The organism is Nocardia sp. 149-1B (assembly GCF_057747975.1).
Map to the genome: position 1 here is coordinate 2,231,258 of NZ_CM173233.1, position 15,087 is coordinate 2,246,344.

Consider the following 15,087-nt stretch of genomic DNA (forward strand, 5'->3'; position numbering starts at 1 on the left):
GCCGAAATCCGGGCCCGAGGCTATCGCAGCAATGTCAGGGCAATGTCAGGCCGAGGCCAGGTCGAGGTCAGCGCGGGTCACGTCGCCGCGCCGTAGCTGTGCCCGCGCTCGGCGCGGGTCCACAGCACGCCGTTGCCGGGCGTGGGTCCCTGCGCCGCGAGCTCGCGCTTGAGGACCTTGTTGGTGGCCGTGCTCGGCAGGTCCGGGGCGATCCGCACGTAGCGTGGCCACGCCTTGGCCGACAGGTCGGGCTGGGCGGCGAGGAACGCCTCGAGCTCACCGGGTGCCAGCTCGACGCCGTCGCGGAGCACCACGGCGGCCATCACCTGGTCGCCGACGTGGGCGTCCGGAACGGCGTACACCGCCACCCGGTTGACCTGCGGCAGCCGCTGGAGGACGCGCTCGATCGGCGCGGCGGCGAGGTTCTCCCCGTCCACCCGCATCCAGTCCGCCGTACGACCGGCGAGGTAGATCCAGCCGTCCGCGTCACGGTAGGCCAGGTCACCGGACCAGTACATGCCGTGCCGCAGCCGCTCCTCGTTGGCCGAGCTGTCGTTGTAGTAGCCGCTGAAGTAGCCGGCGCCCTGGGTGTTGACCAGTTCCCCCACGGCGCGGTCGGCGTTCGTGAGCGCACCGTGCTCGTCGAAGGCGGCGACCTCGCACTCGGTGAGGGTCTCGGGGTCGTAGACCGCGACGCCCTCGGCGCCGCGGCCGATGGAGCCTCGGGGTGTCCCCGGCTCGCGGGTGATGATCACGGCCAGCTCGGTGGACCCGAACCCGTCCCACACCTCGCACCCGAAGCGCCGGCTGAACTCCTCGATGTCGCGGTCGCTGGCCTCGTTGCCGAACGCCACGCGCAGGGTGTTGTCCGCGTCATCGGGTCGCTCGGGCGTGGCGAGGACGTAGGCCAGCGGCTTGCCGACGTAGTTCATGTAGGTCACGCCGTGCCGTCGTACATCGTCGAGGAATCCCGACGCGCTGAACTTCGCCGGCACGATCGTGGACCCGCCGCAGACTGCAGGGCTCCACCCCGCCACCACCGCGTTGGAGTGGAACAGCGGCATCGAGACGTAGCAGACGTCGGCCGGGCCGAGGCCGTAGCGACCCTGCAGGTTGAGCCCGGCGAACAGGACCATGAGGTGGTTGACCTGCACGGCCTTCGGATCGCCGCTGGTGCCGGAGGTGAAGATCATCATGAACGTGTCCATCGCGCCGACCTCGCGGTACGGCGTCAGCGGGCCCGCCCCGGCGACCAGGTCCGCCCACTCCACGCTGTCGGTGTCGAGCACGCGGACCCCGTCGAGGTCGAGGCCCTCCAGCAGGGGCCGGTGCTCGGCGTCGGTGACCAGCAGCTGGCACTCGGCGCGGCGGATGTCGGCGAGCAGGCCGTCGCCCCGGCGGGTGTTGTTGATGCCGCACAGCACATAGCCGCCGAGCGCGGCCCCCGCCATCGCCCGGAGCATGTCCGGGGTGTTGCCGAGCAGCGTGCCGACGTGCAGCGGACGGTCCGGGTCGGCGATCGAGATGAGCGCCGCGGCGACCGCCTCGGACTCGGCGACGTGCTCGCGCCACGTCCACTCCCGGTCGCCGTACCGCACGCCGGTGTGGTCGTCAGCGGCTCGCTCCCGAAGCAGTTGCTGGACGGTCTCCGCCACGTCGTCTCCCTTGTCCTCTGCCTCGTCGTCGAGCATGTTTGACGCGCGTCAAACTAGGCGACGATCGGCTACTCTGCAACACGTTCTAGTTCCTTCCTCTCCGGAGCGCCCATGCCGAGCCGCTACGCCAGGCTGACCCGCAACGAGCTGGCGACCCTCGTCCCCGAGCTGTTGCTCATCGGCCAGCTCATCGACCGCTCGGGCATGGCCTGGTGCATCTCGGCCTGGGGGCGCGAGGAGATGGCGCGGGTCGCGATCGAGGAGTGGGCCGGCTCCAGCCCGATCTACACCCGGCGGATGCAGCGGGCCCTGGGCTACGAGGGCACCGACGTCGTCACGATCTTCAAGGGGCTGCAGCTCGACATCGGGGCGCCGCCGCAGTTCATGGACTTCCGCTACGACGTCGAGGACCCGTGGCACGGGACGTTCCGCCTCGACCACTGCGGCGCGTTGATGGACGTCGAGCCGATGGGCGAGGAGTACGTCGTCTCGATGTGCCACGACATCGAGGACCCGACCTTCGACGCCACGGCCGTCGCGACCAACCCGCGGGCCCAGGTGCGGCCGGTGCACCGGCCGCCGCGGACCCCTGCCGACCGGCACCCGCACTGCGCGTGGACGGTCACCATCGACGACGCCCATCCTCCGGTCGAGCCGCTCGCGCCGTACTTCGTCATCGAGCGGACCCGGGCCGCGGCCCTCGAGCTCGACCCGATCGATCCCTCCGAGGACGGTGCCGCCGACTACTCCGGCCCGTTGCTGAGCGACGTGGACTTCGCGGCGTTCTCGCACAGCGCGCTGGTGCGGATCGCCGACGAGGTCTGCGTCCAGATGCACCTGCTCAACCTGTCCTTCGGGCTCGCGGTGCGCAGCCGCGCGGTCGACGAGGCGCAGGCCGTCGAGGTGATGACCAAGCAGCTGACGGGGATCGCCGGCATCGCCGCCGAGCGGATCGCCCGGGCGCTGGACCTCGACGACCCGCTCCGGGTGCTCGAGCTGCACCCGCTCCTCAACCCGGCGGCGTACGTGGACGCCGTGCTCGGCGGCGACACGCTCGCCGTCCGGCCGTCGGCCGCCAGCGCCGACGGTGCCTGGATCGCGCTGTGCGGGCCGGGGCGCGTCGCGCCACTGCAGGCGGCGGTGCGGGCTCTTGACGCCCACCTCGACGTCGAGGTCTCGGGCAGTGACGAGGAGTGGACGGCCCGGGTCGTCCGTCGAGCCGAGCCGGCACCCGAGGCGGGCGAGGTGGCCGTGACCAGGTTCAGCACCGGCGCGGCGTTCGCGTTCGAGCCGCGGCGGTCCTTGCCGATCACCCCGGTGTAGACGCCCCGGCATACTTGCCCCGTGCCCATCACTCGCGGCTTCACCGGCCGAGGCCGGCCCGAGCGACCCGACCGGCTCCCGCCGGGGCAGTACGACACCGGCAGCTCGTGGCCGACGCTCACCGCCGAGGCGACGCCGACCCTCTCCCTGGAGGAGTGGGCCGAGCGGTGGCGGATGAGTGTGGACGGCCTGGTCGAGGAGCCCCAGAGCTGGACCTGGGACGAGCTCCACGCCCTGCCGTCCTCGACGTACGCCGGCGACATCCACTGCGTCACGACCTGGTCGAAGTTCGACATGACGTTCAAGGGCGTCAGCGTCGACACGCTGCTCGCCGCCGCCCGCCCGCGGCCGGAGGCGGCGTACGTGCTCGCGCACTCGACCACCGGCTACACCACGAACCTGCCGCTCGCCGACGTCACCGGCGGCAAGGCGTGGGTGGTGTGGGAGGTCGGTGGTCTGCCGCTCGCCCGCGGTCATGGCGGCCCGGCGCGGCTGCTGGTGCCGCACCTGTACTTCTGGAAGTCCGCGAAGTGGATCACCCGCCTCGAGCTCCTCGACCGCGACCGGCCGGGGTTCTGGGAGCAGAACGGCTACCACGACCGCGGCGACCCGTGGCTGGAGCAGCGCTACCAGGGTGATCCGTGACGGCCGCTCCCGCCGGGGGCTGGACGACCGGCACGATCATCGAGATCGACCACCCGAGCGACCGGCTGGTGCGGCTGCGGATGCACGTCGAGGACCGCGTCGATCACCTGCCGGGCCAGCACTACGTCGTGCGGCTCCGCGCTCCCGACGGCTACACCGCGCAGCGGTCCTACTCGGTCGCCTCCGACCCCGACGACCCGCTGCTCGAGCTGATGGTCGAGTGCCTGCCCGGCGGGGAGGTGTCCGGGTTCCTCCACGACGTGGCCGAGGTCGGCGACGTGCTCGAGCTGCGCGGCCCGATCGGCGGCTGGTTCGTCTGGGAGGGCGACGTGCCCGCCGTCTGCATCGCCGGCGGCTCGGGGGTGGTGCCGCTGGTTGCGATGGCGCGGTACGCCCGCCGGCTCGGCCTCCAGGACCGGTTGCGGATCGTCGCCGTGGCCCGCACCTGGGCCGAGCTCCCGTACGCCGCCGAGCTGCAACGGTACGGCGCCTTCGTGGCACTCACCCGCGAGAACCTGGCCGGCCGGGTCGCGGCCCCGCCGTACCCCGCCGAGATGACGGCGTTGGTCGCCGGCACCGAGCGCGCCTACGTCTGTGGCTCCGTCGGCTTCGCGTCCTTTGCCACCCGACTGCTCCAGGAGTCCGGCGTCCGCACCGACACCATCCGCGTCGAGCAGTTCGGTGAGACCGGCTGACCCTGCTCTCATCCCCCGTTGGCCGCCTGGCCGACCGCGGCTCAGATTTGTCGTCGTTTGGTCACCAACGGCAGGTCTCGACACCGAGAAGTTGCGGTTGGTGACCAAACGACAGAGCTTTCGGGGGCGGCGGGGCTCCTCCGTCAGCGGACTGCAAACGTCCGGATCAAAGCACCTGGCGCGAGAACCGGGGACCGGGACTGTCGTCGTTTGGTCACCAACGACAGGTTTCGGCGCCCAGAAGTTGCGGTTGGTGACCAAACGACACACATTTCCCCGCAGGCGGGAGCCACCCAGGTCATTCGACGAAAATCGTCCGGATCTGCTGGAAGTTGCGCCCGCCTCGGCGGAAGGCCGCGGCGACCTGCGCAGGCACCCGGTGCTCCGGGAGCGGATCGGGGTCCCAGGTGCAGGGGCGGACGTGTCGCAGGTCGGCGTCGAGCGCAGCGGTGCCGCGCTCGACGCGGGGCGGGCCGGTGATGACACCGCGGTGGAAGAGACCCTGCTCATCACGCGTCCAGACCACGCCACCCACCGGCACCGATCGGAACCGCGCCAGCCGTGCGGCCGTGCCCTCGTCAGCCGCCCGGTCGCCCATGCCCACGACCCCGAGCCGCAGGGCCCGCTCGACCGCGACCCACCGGTCGACGTCGTCGAGACGTGAGTGCATCGGCGCGCGGTAGGTCGACACCCCCCGATCGTAGGGACCGACCATAGGGTGGGCGGGTGAGCGAGGCGTTCGGACACTTCAGGGTCGGGTTCGTGACTGGGGCGACCCCCGACAAGTGGGTCGGCGTCTGGCGGTCGAGATACGCGCGGGACCCCCTCGAGCTGGTACCGCTGACCGAGGAGGACCAGGAGCTGCGAGTGCGTGAGGGCACGCTGGACATGGCCATCGTGCGCCTGCCGATCGACCGAAACGGCCTCCACTGCATCCCGCTGTACGACGAGCTGCCCGTGGCCGTCATGGGCGTCGAGCACGTGCTCACGCTCGCGGAGGAGGTCACCACCGCCGACCTGGCCGACGAACAGCTCGTGCTCCCCCACCCCTCCGGCTGGACACCGGACGCCCCCCAGCTCGACTGGCCCACGATGTCGGTCAAGGACGCGGTCGAGGTCGTCGCCAGCGGTACCGGCGTGGTGATCGTGCCCATGTCCGTGGCCCGGCTGCACCATCGGCGCGACGTCACCCACCGCGTGGTCACCGACCTGTCCCCCACCAAGGTCGGCCTCGCGTGGCTGATCGACAACGAGGACCCGTGGGTGCAGCGGTTCATCGGGATCGTCCGTGGCCGCACCGAGCGAAGCTCGCGGGGGTGACCTCCTACCAGCTGGTGGCGAGCGGCCGGCCCTCGTGGAAGCCGGCCGCCGACTGCACGCCGACCACCGCGCGCTCGTGCAGCTCGCCGAGCGTCGTGGCGCCGGCGTACGTGCAGGCCGAGCGGAGTCCGGAGCAGATCTGGTCTATGAGGTCCTCGACGCCCGGGCGCGCGGGGTCGAGGTACATCCGCGACGAGGAGATGCCCTCCTCGTAGAGCCCCTTGCGGGCACGGTCGTACGCCGACTCGCCGACCGTCCGGTTGGCGACCGCGCGTGCGGACGCCATGCCGAAGGACACCTTGTACGCCCGCCCATCGGAGTCCAGCATCAGATCGCCCGGGGACTCGTGCGTGCCCGCGAACCACGAGCCGATCATCACCGCCGACGCCCCGGCCGCGAGCGCGAGGGCCACGTCGCGAGGGTGTCGCACTCCCCCGTCGGCCCAGACGTGCTTGCCCAGCTCGGCCGCGGTCCGGGAGCACTCGAGCACTGCGGAGAACTGCGGTCGCCCGACCCCGGTCATCATCCGCGTGGTGCACATGGCCCCCGGGCCGACGCCGACCTTGACGATGTCGGCGCCCGCCTCGACGAGCGCACGCGTGCCCTCGGCCGACACCACGTTGCCCGCGGCGATCGGGACCTGCGGGTCCAGCGCGCGGATCGCGGACAGCGCCTCGGCCATCCGGTCCTGGTGGCCGTGGGCGGTGTCGACCACGAGGCAGTCGACGCCGGCGTCGAGGAGGTCACGCGCCTTCTGGGCGACGTCGCCGTTGACCCCGACCGCCGCGGCGACCCGCAGGCCACCGTGGGCGTCCACAGCAGGCGAGTACAACGTGGCCCGCAGCGCGCCGGTGCGGGTCAGCACGCCGATGAGCCTGCCGTCGGCGTCGACGGCAACCGCCAGCGCCGCGTGCTCGCGGTCGAGGGCCTCGAACGCGGCCCGCGGGTCGGCGTCCGCCGGCAGGACCACCGCCGGGGGCCGCATCACGTGCCGGACCTGGGCGAACCGGTCCACGTCGACGCAGTCGGCCTCCGCGACGACGCCCACGGGCCGGCCGTCCTCGAGCACGACCGCGGCCCGGTGCGCCCGCTTCGGGATGAGCGAGAGCGCCTCGGCCACGGTCTGGTCCGGCGCCAGCTCGATCGGGGTGTCGAAGACGAGGTCGCGCGACTTCACGAACCCCACGACCTCGGCGACCACGGCGGTGGGGATGTCCTGCGGGATCACGGTGAGACCGCCCCGGCGCGCAACCGTCTCGGCCATCCGCTTGCCCGCGATCGCGGTCATGTTCGCGACCACGAGCGGCAAGGTGGCGCCGGTTCCGTCGCTGGTGGCGAGGTCGACGTCGTAGCGGCTGGCGACGGCGGAGTGCCGCGGGACCATGAAGACGTCGTCGTAGGTCAGGTCGTGGTGCGGGGTCACCGCGTCGAGGAACTGCACGTCGGGTCAGCCTACGCGGTGCCCCCTCCCTAGGGTGATCCCATGGCTTTCGTCGCACCCGGTGATCCCGTCGAGCTCGCGGTCGCGCTCCGCACCGCCTTCGCCGAGGCGTACGGCGGGCAACCCGCTGTCGTGGCTCGTGCGCCGGGCCGGGTGAACCTGATCGGTGAGCACACCGACTACAACCGGGGGCTCGTGCTGCCGGTGGCGCTTCCGCACGCGACGTACGCCGCGATGTCGCCGCGGAGCGACGACGTGGTCCGGATCGGCAGCCTCGAGGAGGAGTCCCCCTGGACCGGTTCGCTCGGGGCGCTCGGGCCGGGCGACGTGGAGGGCTGGGCGGCGTACGTGGCCGGCGTCCTCTGGGCGATGCGCGAGGACGGCCTGGACGTGCCGGGGGTCGACGTGCTGGTCCACGGCACCGTCCCCCTGGGGGCCGGCCTGTCGAGCTCGGCCGCGCTGGAGTGCTCGGTCGCGCTGGCCGCGTGCGGGGTGCTCCGAGTGGAGCCGGACGGCGCCGTACGCCGGCGGCTCGCGGCCGCCTCCATCCGCGCCGAGTCCGAGGTCGCCGGGGCGCCGACGGGCGGGATGGACCAGACGGTCTCCCTTCTGGCGTCGGCCGGCTCAGCTCTGTTGATCGACTTCGACCTCGACCCCGCGGCGGACGGTGCCACCCAGGACGTCGCGCTCGGGCTCGACCGGGGCGACCTGGCGCTGCTGGTCACCGACACGCGGGTCTCGCACGCACTGGTGGACGGTGGGTACGCCGCTCGGCGGGCCGACTGTGAGGCTGCTGCCGAGGAGCTCGGCGTCCGATCGCTGCGAGACGCCGACCTCGCGGGAGTGGAGCGCCTCGGCGACGAGCGGATCCGGCGCCGGGCCCGCCACATCGTCACCGAGATCGCACGGGTCCGCGAGGCGGTGGACGCCATCGGCGCCGGTGACTGGCCCGCCGTGGGACGGGCGTTCCGGGACAGCCACGTCTCGATGCGCGATGACTTCGAGATCTCCTGCCCCGAGCTCGACGTCGCGGTCACGACCGCCGTCGAGGCGGGCGCCGTGGGAGCCCGGATGACCGGGGGCGGCTTCGGCGGCTCCTCCATCGCCCTGGTGCCCGAAGATCGGGTCGACGCGGTCGTCCGCGCGATCGACGCGGCCTTCGCGGCTGCCGGGTACGCCCCGCCGCAGCACCTGCGCGCCGAGCCCGCCGCGGCGGCTGCGCTGCTCGACTGACCGCACTCCGGGTTGCTCGGAAAGCCTGTCGTTTGGTCACCAACGGCGGTCTCCGGGCGCCGAAATGTGTCGTTGGTGACCAAACGACGGAGATTCGGCGCGGCCAGGCACGGCCGCGGGCGGGCAGGCTGCGGCCGGGCTTGCCTGGACCGTGGGTGCACCCGGCGCGGCCTGGTGCCATTGACCATGCGGGTCGGATGCGACGGCCCGCGAGTGGGCCATGCCACGCAGCATGCCCAGACGGAGTGGGTACATGCTTGGCACCAAGGCACGACCGACCTCCATCGATCGAAGGGACCACCGTGGCCAGGAAGAGCCCGCTCAACAAGCTCCAGGAATCCGTCGTCGGCACCGTGAAGGGAGCGATCACGCACCCTGTCGAGTCGGCTGAGAAGGCCGTCGAGCAGGCCAAGGGCACCCTCTCCCTCGGGCGGATGGTGGCGGGCCAGGTCACCAAGTCCGCTGCCGGCGTCGTCGCCAGCCGGATGTCCGGACACCGCGGCGGTACGCCGACCCCCGTGCGCCCGACCGAGCAGCCGCTGCGCGCCGTACCCGACGACCCCGCCCCCCAGGCGCGCACCTCGGAGACGCCGGCCCGGCAAGAGACGACCGCGGACGAGCCGGCCGCGCGCAAGGCTCCCGTGAAGAAGGCGACCCCCGCCAAGCCGTCAGCCAAGGCGACCGCCAAGAAGAGCACGCCGAAGAAGGCGCCGAAGAAGGCGCCGACCCCGACCAAGGCGCCGGTGACCGACGTCGCCACCCCGGCCGTCAAGAAGCAGGCGGCGAGCCAGCCGGTGAAGAAGTCGACGCCCGCGCCGGCGACGTCCATCGACGCCGCCGCGGACCCCGCCCACGTGGACGTCACTCCGGCCGACATCGCCAAGAAGGCCACGCCGCGCAAGGCGGCGGCCAAGGCGCCCGCCACCAAGACCGCGGCGAAGAAGTCACCGGCGAAGAAGGCAGCGACGTCCTCGCCGGGCGCCAAGCTGCCGGTCAAGAAGTCCCAGCCCGATCAGGAGCCGCTGCTGGACCCGGCGACGACGAAGGCGGTCGCCAGCGAGGCTGACACCCTGTCGCGCGCTGCTGATCCGGACAAGGTCTGAATCCCGGCCTCACCTGAGCAGGCGGCCACCGGGTCCTGGCGAGAACGCCGGGACCCGGTGGAGCGGCCTCGACGCCTGGGTGATCCAGGACGGTCACCCCACCGACATCGCCGTGTGTGGACGACGGCTGCTCGCCGAGGAGCTCTCCTCAGGCCGGAGCGAGCCGCACTCGCCGTACGGCCCGCTTCCGTGACCCGTCCTACTTGAGCTCGGCGCTGGTGAGCCCCAGGATCCGCCGGGCCACGATCAGCTGCTGGATCTGCTGGGTGCCCTCGAAGATGTCGAGGATCTTGGAGTCGCGGGCCCACTTCTCCAGCAGCTCGGCCTCGCCGTAGCCCACCGAGCCCGCGAGCTCGACGCAGGACAACGTGATGTCGGTGCCCGCGCGACCGGCCTTGGCCTTGGCCATCGAGGCCTCCAGCGAGTTGGGCTGGCGGTTGTCGGCCATCCACGCCGCCTGGAGCATCAGCAGGTGGGCCGCCTCCCAGTCGGCCTCCATCTGCAGGAACTTCGCGGCCGCCGCCGACTGGGTGAGCGCCGGGCGGTCGTAGTCGATGACGACACCGGCCTGCTCGAGCAACTCGCGGGTCAGGTCGAGGGCGGCCTTCGCGCAGCCGACGGCCATCGACGCCACCAGTGGGCGGGTGTTGTCGAAGGTCGCCATCGCGCCCGCGAAGCCCTGCTTGGTGTCGATCTCCGGGGAGCCCAGGAGGTTGTCCCTCGGCACCCGGCAGTCGTCGAAGATGATCGTCGCGGTGTCGGACGCCTTGATGCCGAGCTTGTGCTCCAGGCGCTCAACGCGCATGCCCGGGGTGCCCTTCGGGACCACGAACGACTTGATCGCGGCTCGGCCGAGGTCGCGGTCGAGCGTCGCCCAGACGACCACCGCGTCGGCGCGCTCACCGGAGGTGACGAAGATCTTCTCGCCGTTGAGGACGTACTCGTCCCCGTCGAGGACCGCGGTCGTCTTGATGTTCGCGGAGTCGGAGCCGGTGCCGGGCTCGGTGATCGCCATCGCGGCCCACACGCCGTCGAAGCGGGCGAGCTGCTCCTCGTTGGCGACCGAGGCGATCGCGGAGTTGCCCAGGCCCTGCCGGGGCATCGAGAGCAGCAGGCCGACGTCGCCCCAGCACATCTCGGCGATCGACATCACCGAGGCGAGGTTGGAGCCGTTCTTGACGACACCCGCCTCGTCGGCAGTCTCCTCGCGACGTACGCCGGCGGCGCCGGCGCCCTCGGCTGCGCCCGACTCCGAGAGCCCGTCGATCATCGCGGCGAGCATGTCTAGTTCCTTGGGGTACTCGTGCTCCCCCAGGTCGTACTTCCGCGAGATCGGTCGCAGCATGTTCATCGCGACCTGGTGGGCCTGGCCGGCCAGCGGCCGGAACTTCTTCGGGTCGTCCAAGTTGATGGCCATCAGATCAGCACCGCACCTTCCATGACGCCGACGGCCCGGAGGTCGCGGTACCACCGCTCCACCGGGTGCTCCTTCACATAGCCGTGACCCCCGAGCAGCTGGACGCCGTCGAGTCCGATCTGCATGCCCTTCTCGGCACACAGGCGCCGCGCGAGGGCTACCTCGCGGGCGAAGTCCTTGCCGGCCGCGGCGCGCGACGCGGCCTTCCAGGTCAGCAGCCGCATCGCCTGCAGCTCGATCGCGATGTTGGCGACCATGAAGGCCACCGACTGCCGGTGGGCGACGGGTTCGCCGAACGCCTCGCGCTCCTTGACGTACGGCGCCACGTAGTCGAGCACCGCCTGCCCGGTGCCCACGGCGAGGGCGCACCAGGCGAGCCGCGAGAGTCGCACGCACTCGGCGTACGTCGTGCCGTCGGTCGCACCCAGCACCGCAGCGGCCGGCACCGACAAGTCGCTGAGGACGAGGCGGGTCAGGCCGGCGGCGCGCACTCCCATGCCGGGGTCGGCCACGACCTCCAGGCCGGGAGTGCCGGACTCCACGAGGAACAGCACGGGGGCGCCGTCGAGCTGTGCGCCCACGATGAACAGCTCCGCCTCGGCTCCGCGCGGCACTGCCGACTTCACCCCGTTGAGCACGAACCCGCCCTCGGCGCGGACCGCGGTGGTCCCGGGCGCCAGCGGGTCGAAGAGGACGGTGGGCTCGCTCAGCGCGAGCGCGGCGGCCGGCACCTCCCCGTCGGTGAACGACGGCAGGTAGGTCTGCTGCTGCTCCTCGGTGCCCCACAGCCCGAGGGCGGTGGCGACCGACCCGGGCGCGAGGGACGCGACGGCCAGGCCCATGTCGCCCCGAGCGAGCGCCTCGGCGACCAGCGCGCCGGCCATCGCGGAGCGCTCCTCGGAGATGCCCCCGAGCGCCTCGGGGACCCCGAGGATCGGCAGCCCCACCTCGAGCCCTGCCTTGAGGACGGCGTCCGGGGCGGCGCAGGCCGCATCGGCCTCGGCCGCCGCCGGGCGGAACACCTCCTCGGCGAGCTCGGTGACCACGTCGACGAGCATCTGCTCGTCCTCGGTCGGCGTGAGGTCGAAGACGCCGGTGCGCGGCGCGCTCGCCGGGCGCGTGCCGGCGGCGTCACCACGGCCGGCGCGCGCGAACTGGCGGCTCGCGGTCGTGGCGGTCTTGAACCCGGCCCGGGTGACGGTGAAGACCGTGTGCTCGGCCTGCTTGCGCAGGCCCACGCGGTCCAGGACGTCGCTCTGCGCGAGCCGGCTGAGTGCGGCGACGGCGAGGCCTATCGGGTCGCGCGACTCCTTCGAGGACAACCCGTGCTTGCCGCCGGGCCTCAGGCTCCAGGCCTTGGCTGATGCTGGGAACATGGCCTCAATGTAACTCGGAGTTACACTCACGGCTACAGGCCGCTCCGTGGGTCGGGTCACACGCTCGATAATCTGCTCTCCATGCCCATCACGCCGGACCAGGAGCCCGAACACGCCCCGCACGGCCCGCTCCCCGAGGGTGGGACCCCGCGCCCGATGACCCGGTGGGGCACGCCGGTGATGCACCGGCCGCAGCAGCAGGTGACGACGTACGACGACGAGCTCCGCGCGCTCGCCGCCGACATGGTCGCGACGATGTACGCCGCGGACGGCGTCGGCCTCGCGGCCTGTCAGATCGGCGTCGACCTGGCGATGTTCGTCTTCGACTGCCCCGACGACTCCGGCGCCCGGACCGTCGGCGTCGTCTGCAACCCCGTGCTCACCCTCCCCGAGGGCCGCGACCGGCAGCTCGACGACGGCGAGGAGGGCTGTCTCTCCTTCCCCGGGGCGTACGTCGAGTGCGCGCGGCCCGACCACGCGTCGGTGACCGGCACGGGCCTGGACGGCGAGCCGGTCAGCTTCTCGGGGGACGGTCTCCTCGCCCGCTGCCTCCAGCACGAGACCGACCACACGGTGGGCACCGTGTTCGGCGACCGACTCTCGACGAAGCTGCGCAAGAAGCTCCAGAAGGCCCACGACCGGGCCGTCGAGGACTACCCGCCCGACTGGCCGGCCTGATCGACCGAGGCGGCGCCCCGGCCCGGCGTCGCGCTCAAAATGGTGTCGTTTGGTCACCAACCACAGATCCGGAGCGCTCCCAGCTGTCGTTGGTGACCAAACGACGACAGTCCGGCCGAGCGGTCCACCCGGCTAGCGGCGAGCGGTGACGTAGCAGGCGACGGCGGTGGCGGCGGCGACGTTGAGCGAGTCGATGCCCTCGCGCATGGGGATGATCGCGCGCCGGTCGGCGGCCTGCTGCCAGCGCGGGGAGAGGCCGTGCCCCTCGGAGCCGAGCACGAGGGCGACCTTGTCGATGCCCGCGACGGCCTCCTCGATCGGGGTGGCGTCGGGCGCCAGCGTGAGTGCCACGGTGGTGAACCCCCTCTCCGAGAGAGACGGCAGGGCGTCGTACCAGTCGGGCAGCCGGGTCCACGGCACCGCGAACACCGCGCCCATCGCGACCTTGATCGAGCGGCGGTAGAGCGGGTCGGCGCAGCGCGGGGCGAGCAGCACGGCGTCGAAGCCGAGGGCCGCGCCGGAGCGGAAGATCGCTCCGACGTTCGTGTGGTCGACGATGTCCTCCAGCACCAGCACCGAGCGCGCCCCCTCCAGCACCGAGGACATCGACGGCAGCGGCCGCCGCTCCAGCGAGGCGAGGGCACCCCGGTGCACGTGGAAGCCGGTCACCTCCTCGGCAAGCGCCTCCGAGACCACGTAGCACGGGACGTCGGAGCGGGACAGGACGTCGTCGAGGCCCTCGAGCCACCGCGGGGCCATCAGGAACGAGCGCGGCGTGAAGCCGGCCTCCACCGAGCGCCGCACGACCTTCTCGCCCTCGGCCAGGAACAGCCCGTGCTCGGCCTCGAGGTGCTTGCGCAGCTCGACGTCGCGCAGGTCACGGTAGTCGGCGAGGCGCGGGTCGGCGGGATCGGTGATCTCGTGCAGCGTGGCCATCAGGCGAAGTGTGCCGGATGCGCCACCGCCACCACGCCACCGACCACGATGATCGCCGGCGGGCGTACGGCGTGCTCGACCAGCTGCGCCTCCAGCGTGCCGAGGGTGGCAAGCACGGTGCGCTCCCCCGGCATGGTGCCGTCGCACACGACCGCGACGGGTGTCGCGGCGTCGCGGCCGCCATCGACGAGCGCCGCCGCGATCGCCGGAGCGTTCTCGACGGCCATCATCAGGACCACGGTGCCGGTCAGTCGCCCGAGCGCGGACCAGTCGACCAGCGACTCGGGGTGGCCGGGCGGCAGGTGTCCGGAGACGATCGCGAACTCGTGCGCGACGCCGCGGTGGGTGACGGGGATGCCGGCGACCGCGGGCACCGCGATCGGACTGCTCAGCCCCGGGATGACCGTGACCGGCACGCCCGCCTCGCGGCAGGCGAGGACCTCCTCGTAGCCGCGGCCGAACACGAAGTTGTCGCCGCCCTTGAAGCGCACCACCCGCTTGCCGGCGAGCGCCCTCTCGACGATCACGCGGTTGATCTCCTCCTGCAGCGCCGACCGTCCCCGCGGCAGCTTGGCGACGTCGATGAGCTCGACGTCCGCGGGCAGCTCACCGAGCAGCTCCCGCGGCGCCAGCCGGTCCGCCACGACCACGTCGGCCTCCATCAGCGCCTTGCGCCCGGCCACCGACATCAGCTCCGGGTCGCCCGGTCCCCCACCCACGAGCACCACGCCCGGCGAGCGATCGCGCTGGTGGCGGGCGACGATCGTGCCCTCCCGCAGGCCCTCGAGGATCTCGTCCCTGACCGCGGCCGAGCGCTGCGGCTCCCGCTGGCCGAGGACGGCCACGGTCACCCCGGCGTGCCGGCCCACCGCGGGAGTCCAGGCGGTCGCGCGGGTCGCGTCGTCGGAGCGGACGCAGAAGGTCCGGCGCACCTCGGCCGCGGCGGAGACCTGCTCGTTGACGGCGCGGTCGTTGGTGGCGGCGACGACGTACCACGCGTCGTCGAGGTCGGCGTCGGCGAAGCCGCGCGCGTGCCAGGTCACCTCCCCCGAGCCGACCATGCCCTCGATCGCCGGTGTCACCTCGGGGCTGACGACGTGCACGTCGGCCCCGGCCGCGATCAGGTGCGGCACCCGGCGCTGGGCGACGTGCCCACCGCCGACCACCACGACCCGCCGCCCCGCGAGCCGCAGCCCGGCGGGGTACGTCGTGTAGTCGTCCATCGGGACATCATCGCGGCCCACGGCCGCAGGACCGTGGCACGC

14 protein-coding genes are annotated in these 15,087 nt (G+C 72.5%); 7 read left to right on the forward strand and 7 right to left on the reverse strand.

What is annotated here, in order from left to right; all coding sequences use genetic code 11:
• Nucleotides 1–77 precede the first annotated feature (77 nt).
• Nucleotides 78–1,691, reverse strand: a complete 1,614-nt coding sequence (fadD1, locus tag AC3ANS_RS10705) for a fatty-acid--CoA ligase FadD1 (RefSeq protein WP_488296144.1) — start codon at nucleotides 1,689–1,691, stop codon at nucleotides 78–80.
• 75 nt (nucleotides 1,692–1,766) lie between these two features.
• Here fadD1 and AC3ANS_RS10710 point away from each other — a divergent pair, with 75 nt between their 5' ends.
• The 3 genes from AC3ANS_RS10710 to AC3ANS_RS10720 are packed head-to-tail and all read left to right on the forward strand — an operon-like array spanning nucleotide 1,767 to nucleotide 4,318.
• Entirely contained in the window at nucleotides 1,767–2,978 is a 1,212-nt protein-coding gene (locus AC3ANS_RS10710; RefSeq protein ID WP_488296145.1) for a hypothetical protein, read from the forward strand.
• 21 nt (nucleotides 2,979–2,999) lie between these two features.
• The gene (locus AC3ANS_RS10715) at nucleotides 3,000–3,623 is read left to right on the forward strand and encodes a molybdopterin-dependent oxidoreductase (RefSeq protein WP_488296146.1); all 624 of its coding nucleotides are present in this window, start codon (nucleotides 3,000–3,002) and stop codon (nucleotides 3,621–3,623) included.
• Nucleotides 3,620–4,318 (forward strand): FAD-binding oxidoreductase, encoded by a 699-nt coding sequence (locus AC3ANS_RS10720; RefSeq protein ID WP_488296147.1) that lies wholly within the window; start codon nucleotides 3,620–3,622, stop codon nucleotides 4,316–4,318. Before AC3ANS_RS10715 ends, AC3ANS_RS10720 begins: the two co-directional genes overlap by 4 nt.
• 298 nt (nucleotides 4,319–4,616) lie before the next feature.
• Here AC3ANS_RS10720 and AC3ANS_RS10725 read toward each other — a convergent pair whose 3' ends face one another.
• Complete coding sequence (locus AC3ANS_RS10725; protein ID WP_488296148.1) at nucleotides 4,617–5,009, reverse strand: GAF domain-containing protein; 393 nt, start codon at nucleotides 5,007–5,009, stop codon at nucleotides 4,617–4,619.
• A gap of 35 nt (nucleotides 5,010–5,044) precedes the next feature.
• On the opposite strand from AC3ANS_RS10725, the gene AC3ANS_RS10730 reads away from it, so the two are divergent.
• The gene (locus AC3ANS_RS10730) at nucleotides 5,045–5,638 is read left to right on the forward strand and encodes a LysR family substrate-binding domain-containing protein (protein WP_488296149.1); all 594 of its coding nucleotides are present in this window, start codon (nucleotides 5,045–5,047) and stop codon (nucleotides 5,636–5,638) included.
• Nucleotides 5,639–5,642: 4 nt separating this feature from the next.
• Here AC3ANS_RS10730 and AC3ANS_RS10735 read toward each other — a convergent pair whose 3' ends face one another.
• A complete protein-coding gene (locus AC3ANS_RS10735) occupies nucleotides 5,643–7,079 on the reverse strand; it encodes a GuaB1 family IMP dehydrogenase-related protein (RefSeq protein WP_488296150.1) in 1,437 nt (478 codons plus the stop codon).
• A gap of 42 nt (nucleotides 7,080–7,121) precedes the next feature.
• Between AC3ANS_RS10735 and galK the strand changes: the two genes are divergently transcribed.
• Nucleotides 7,122–8,312 carry a galactokinase gene (gene galK, locus AC3ANS_RS10740; RefSeq protein ID WP_488296151.1) on the forward strand — a complete coding sequence of 397 codons (1,191 nt, stop codon included), beginning with the start codon at nucleotides 7,122–7,124 and terminating at the stop codon, nucleotides 8,310–8,312.
• A gap of 302 nt (nucleotides 8,313–8,614) precedes the next feature.
• A complete protein-coding gene (locus tag AC3ANS_RS10745; protein ID WP_488296152.1) occupies nucleotides 8,615–9,415 on the forward strand; it encodes a hypothetical protein in 801 nt (266 codons plus the stop codon).
• Nucleotides 9,416–9,614: 199 nt separating this feature from the next.
• Here AC3ANS_RS10745 and AC3ANS_RS10750 read toward each other — a convergent pair whose 3' ends face one another.
• Nucleotides 9,615–10,832: an acyl-CoA dehydrogenase family protein gene (locus AC3ANS_RS10750; RefSeq protein ID WP_488296153.1), complete on the reverse strand. Its 1,218-nt coding sequence runs from the start codon at nucleotides 10,830–10,832 to the stop codon at nucleotides 9,615–9,617.
• The gene (locus tag AC3ANS_RS10755) at nucleotides 10,832–12,208 is read right to left on the reverse strand and encodes an acyl-CoA dehydrogenase family protein (protein WP_488296154.1); all 1,377 of its coding nucleotides are present in this window, start codon (nucleotides 12,206–12,208) and stop codon (nucleotides 10,832–10,834) included. Before AC3ANS_RS10755 ends, AC3ANS_RS10750 begins: the two co-directional genes overlap by 1 nt.
• 81 nt (nucleotides 12,209–12,289) lie before the next feature.
• Between AC3ANS_RS10755 and def the strand changes: the two genes are divergently transcribed.
• The gene (gene def, locus AC3ANS_RS10760; RefSeq protein ID WP_488296155.1) at nucleotides 12,290–12,886 is read left to right on the forward strand and encodes a peptide deformylase; all 597 of its coding nucleotides are present in this window, start codon (nucleotides 12,290–12,292) and stop codon (nucleotides 12,884–12,886) included.
• A gap of 132 nt (nucleotides 12,887–13,018) precedes the next feature.
• Here the strand turns inward: def and AC3ANS_RS10765 are convergent, their stop codons facing one another.
• The gene (locus AC3ANS_RS10765) at nucleotides 13,019–13,822 is read right to left on the reverse strand and encodes a TrmH family RNA methyltransferase (protein WP_488296156.1); all 804 of its coding nucleotides are present in this window, start codon (nucleotides 13,820–13,822) and stop codon (nucleotides 13,019–13,021) included.
• Complete coding sequence (gene cobA, locus AC3ANS_RS10770) at nucleotides 13,822–15,045, reverse strand: uroporphyrinogen-III C-methyltransferase (protein WP_488296157.1); 1,224 nt, start codon at nucleotides 15,043–15,045, stop codon at nucleotides 13,822–13,824. The genes AC3ANS_RS10765 and cobA overlap by 1 nt, the downstream gene beginning before the upstream one ends.
• Nucleotides 15,046–15,087 lie beyond the last annotated feature (42 nt).

What these genes read in the sequence shown, in the direction of transcription:
- AC3ANS_RS10710 (WP_488296145.1), top strand. Translation starts at nt 1,767, where the DNA reads ATGCCGAGCCGCTACGCCAGGCTGACCCGCAACGAGCTGGCGACCCTC.
- AC3ANS_RS10750 (WP_488296153.1), bottom strand. Translation starts at nt 10,832, where the DNA reads ATGGCCATCAACTTGGACGACCCGAAGAAGTTCCGGCCGCTGGCCGGC.
- AC3ANS_RS10755 (WP_488296154.1), bottom strand. Translation starts at nt 12,208, where the DNA reads ATGTTCCCAGCATCAGCCAAGGCCTGGAGCCTGAGGCCCGGCGGCAAG.
- galK (WP_488296151.1), top strand. Translation starts at nt 7,122, where the DNA reads ATGGCTTTCGTCGCACCCGGTGATCCCGTCGAGCTCGCGGTCGCGCTC.
- def (WP_488296155.1), top strand. Translation starts at nt 12,290, where the DNA reads ATGCCCATCACGCCGGACCAGGAGCCCGAACACGCCCCGCACGGCCCG.
- cobA (WP_488296157.1), bottom strand. Translation starts at nt 15,045, where the DNA reads ATGGACGACTACACGACGTACCCCGCCGGGCTGCGGCTCGCGGGGCGG.
- AC3ANS_RS10765 (WP_488296156.1), bottom strand. Translation starts at nt 13,822, where the DNA reads ATGGCCACGCTGCACGAGATCACCGATCCCGCCGACCCGCGCCTCGCC.
- fadD1 (WP_488296144.1), bottom strand. Translation starts at nt 1,691, where the DNA reads ATGCTCGACGACGAGGCAGAGGACAAGGGAGACGACGTGGCGGAGACC.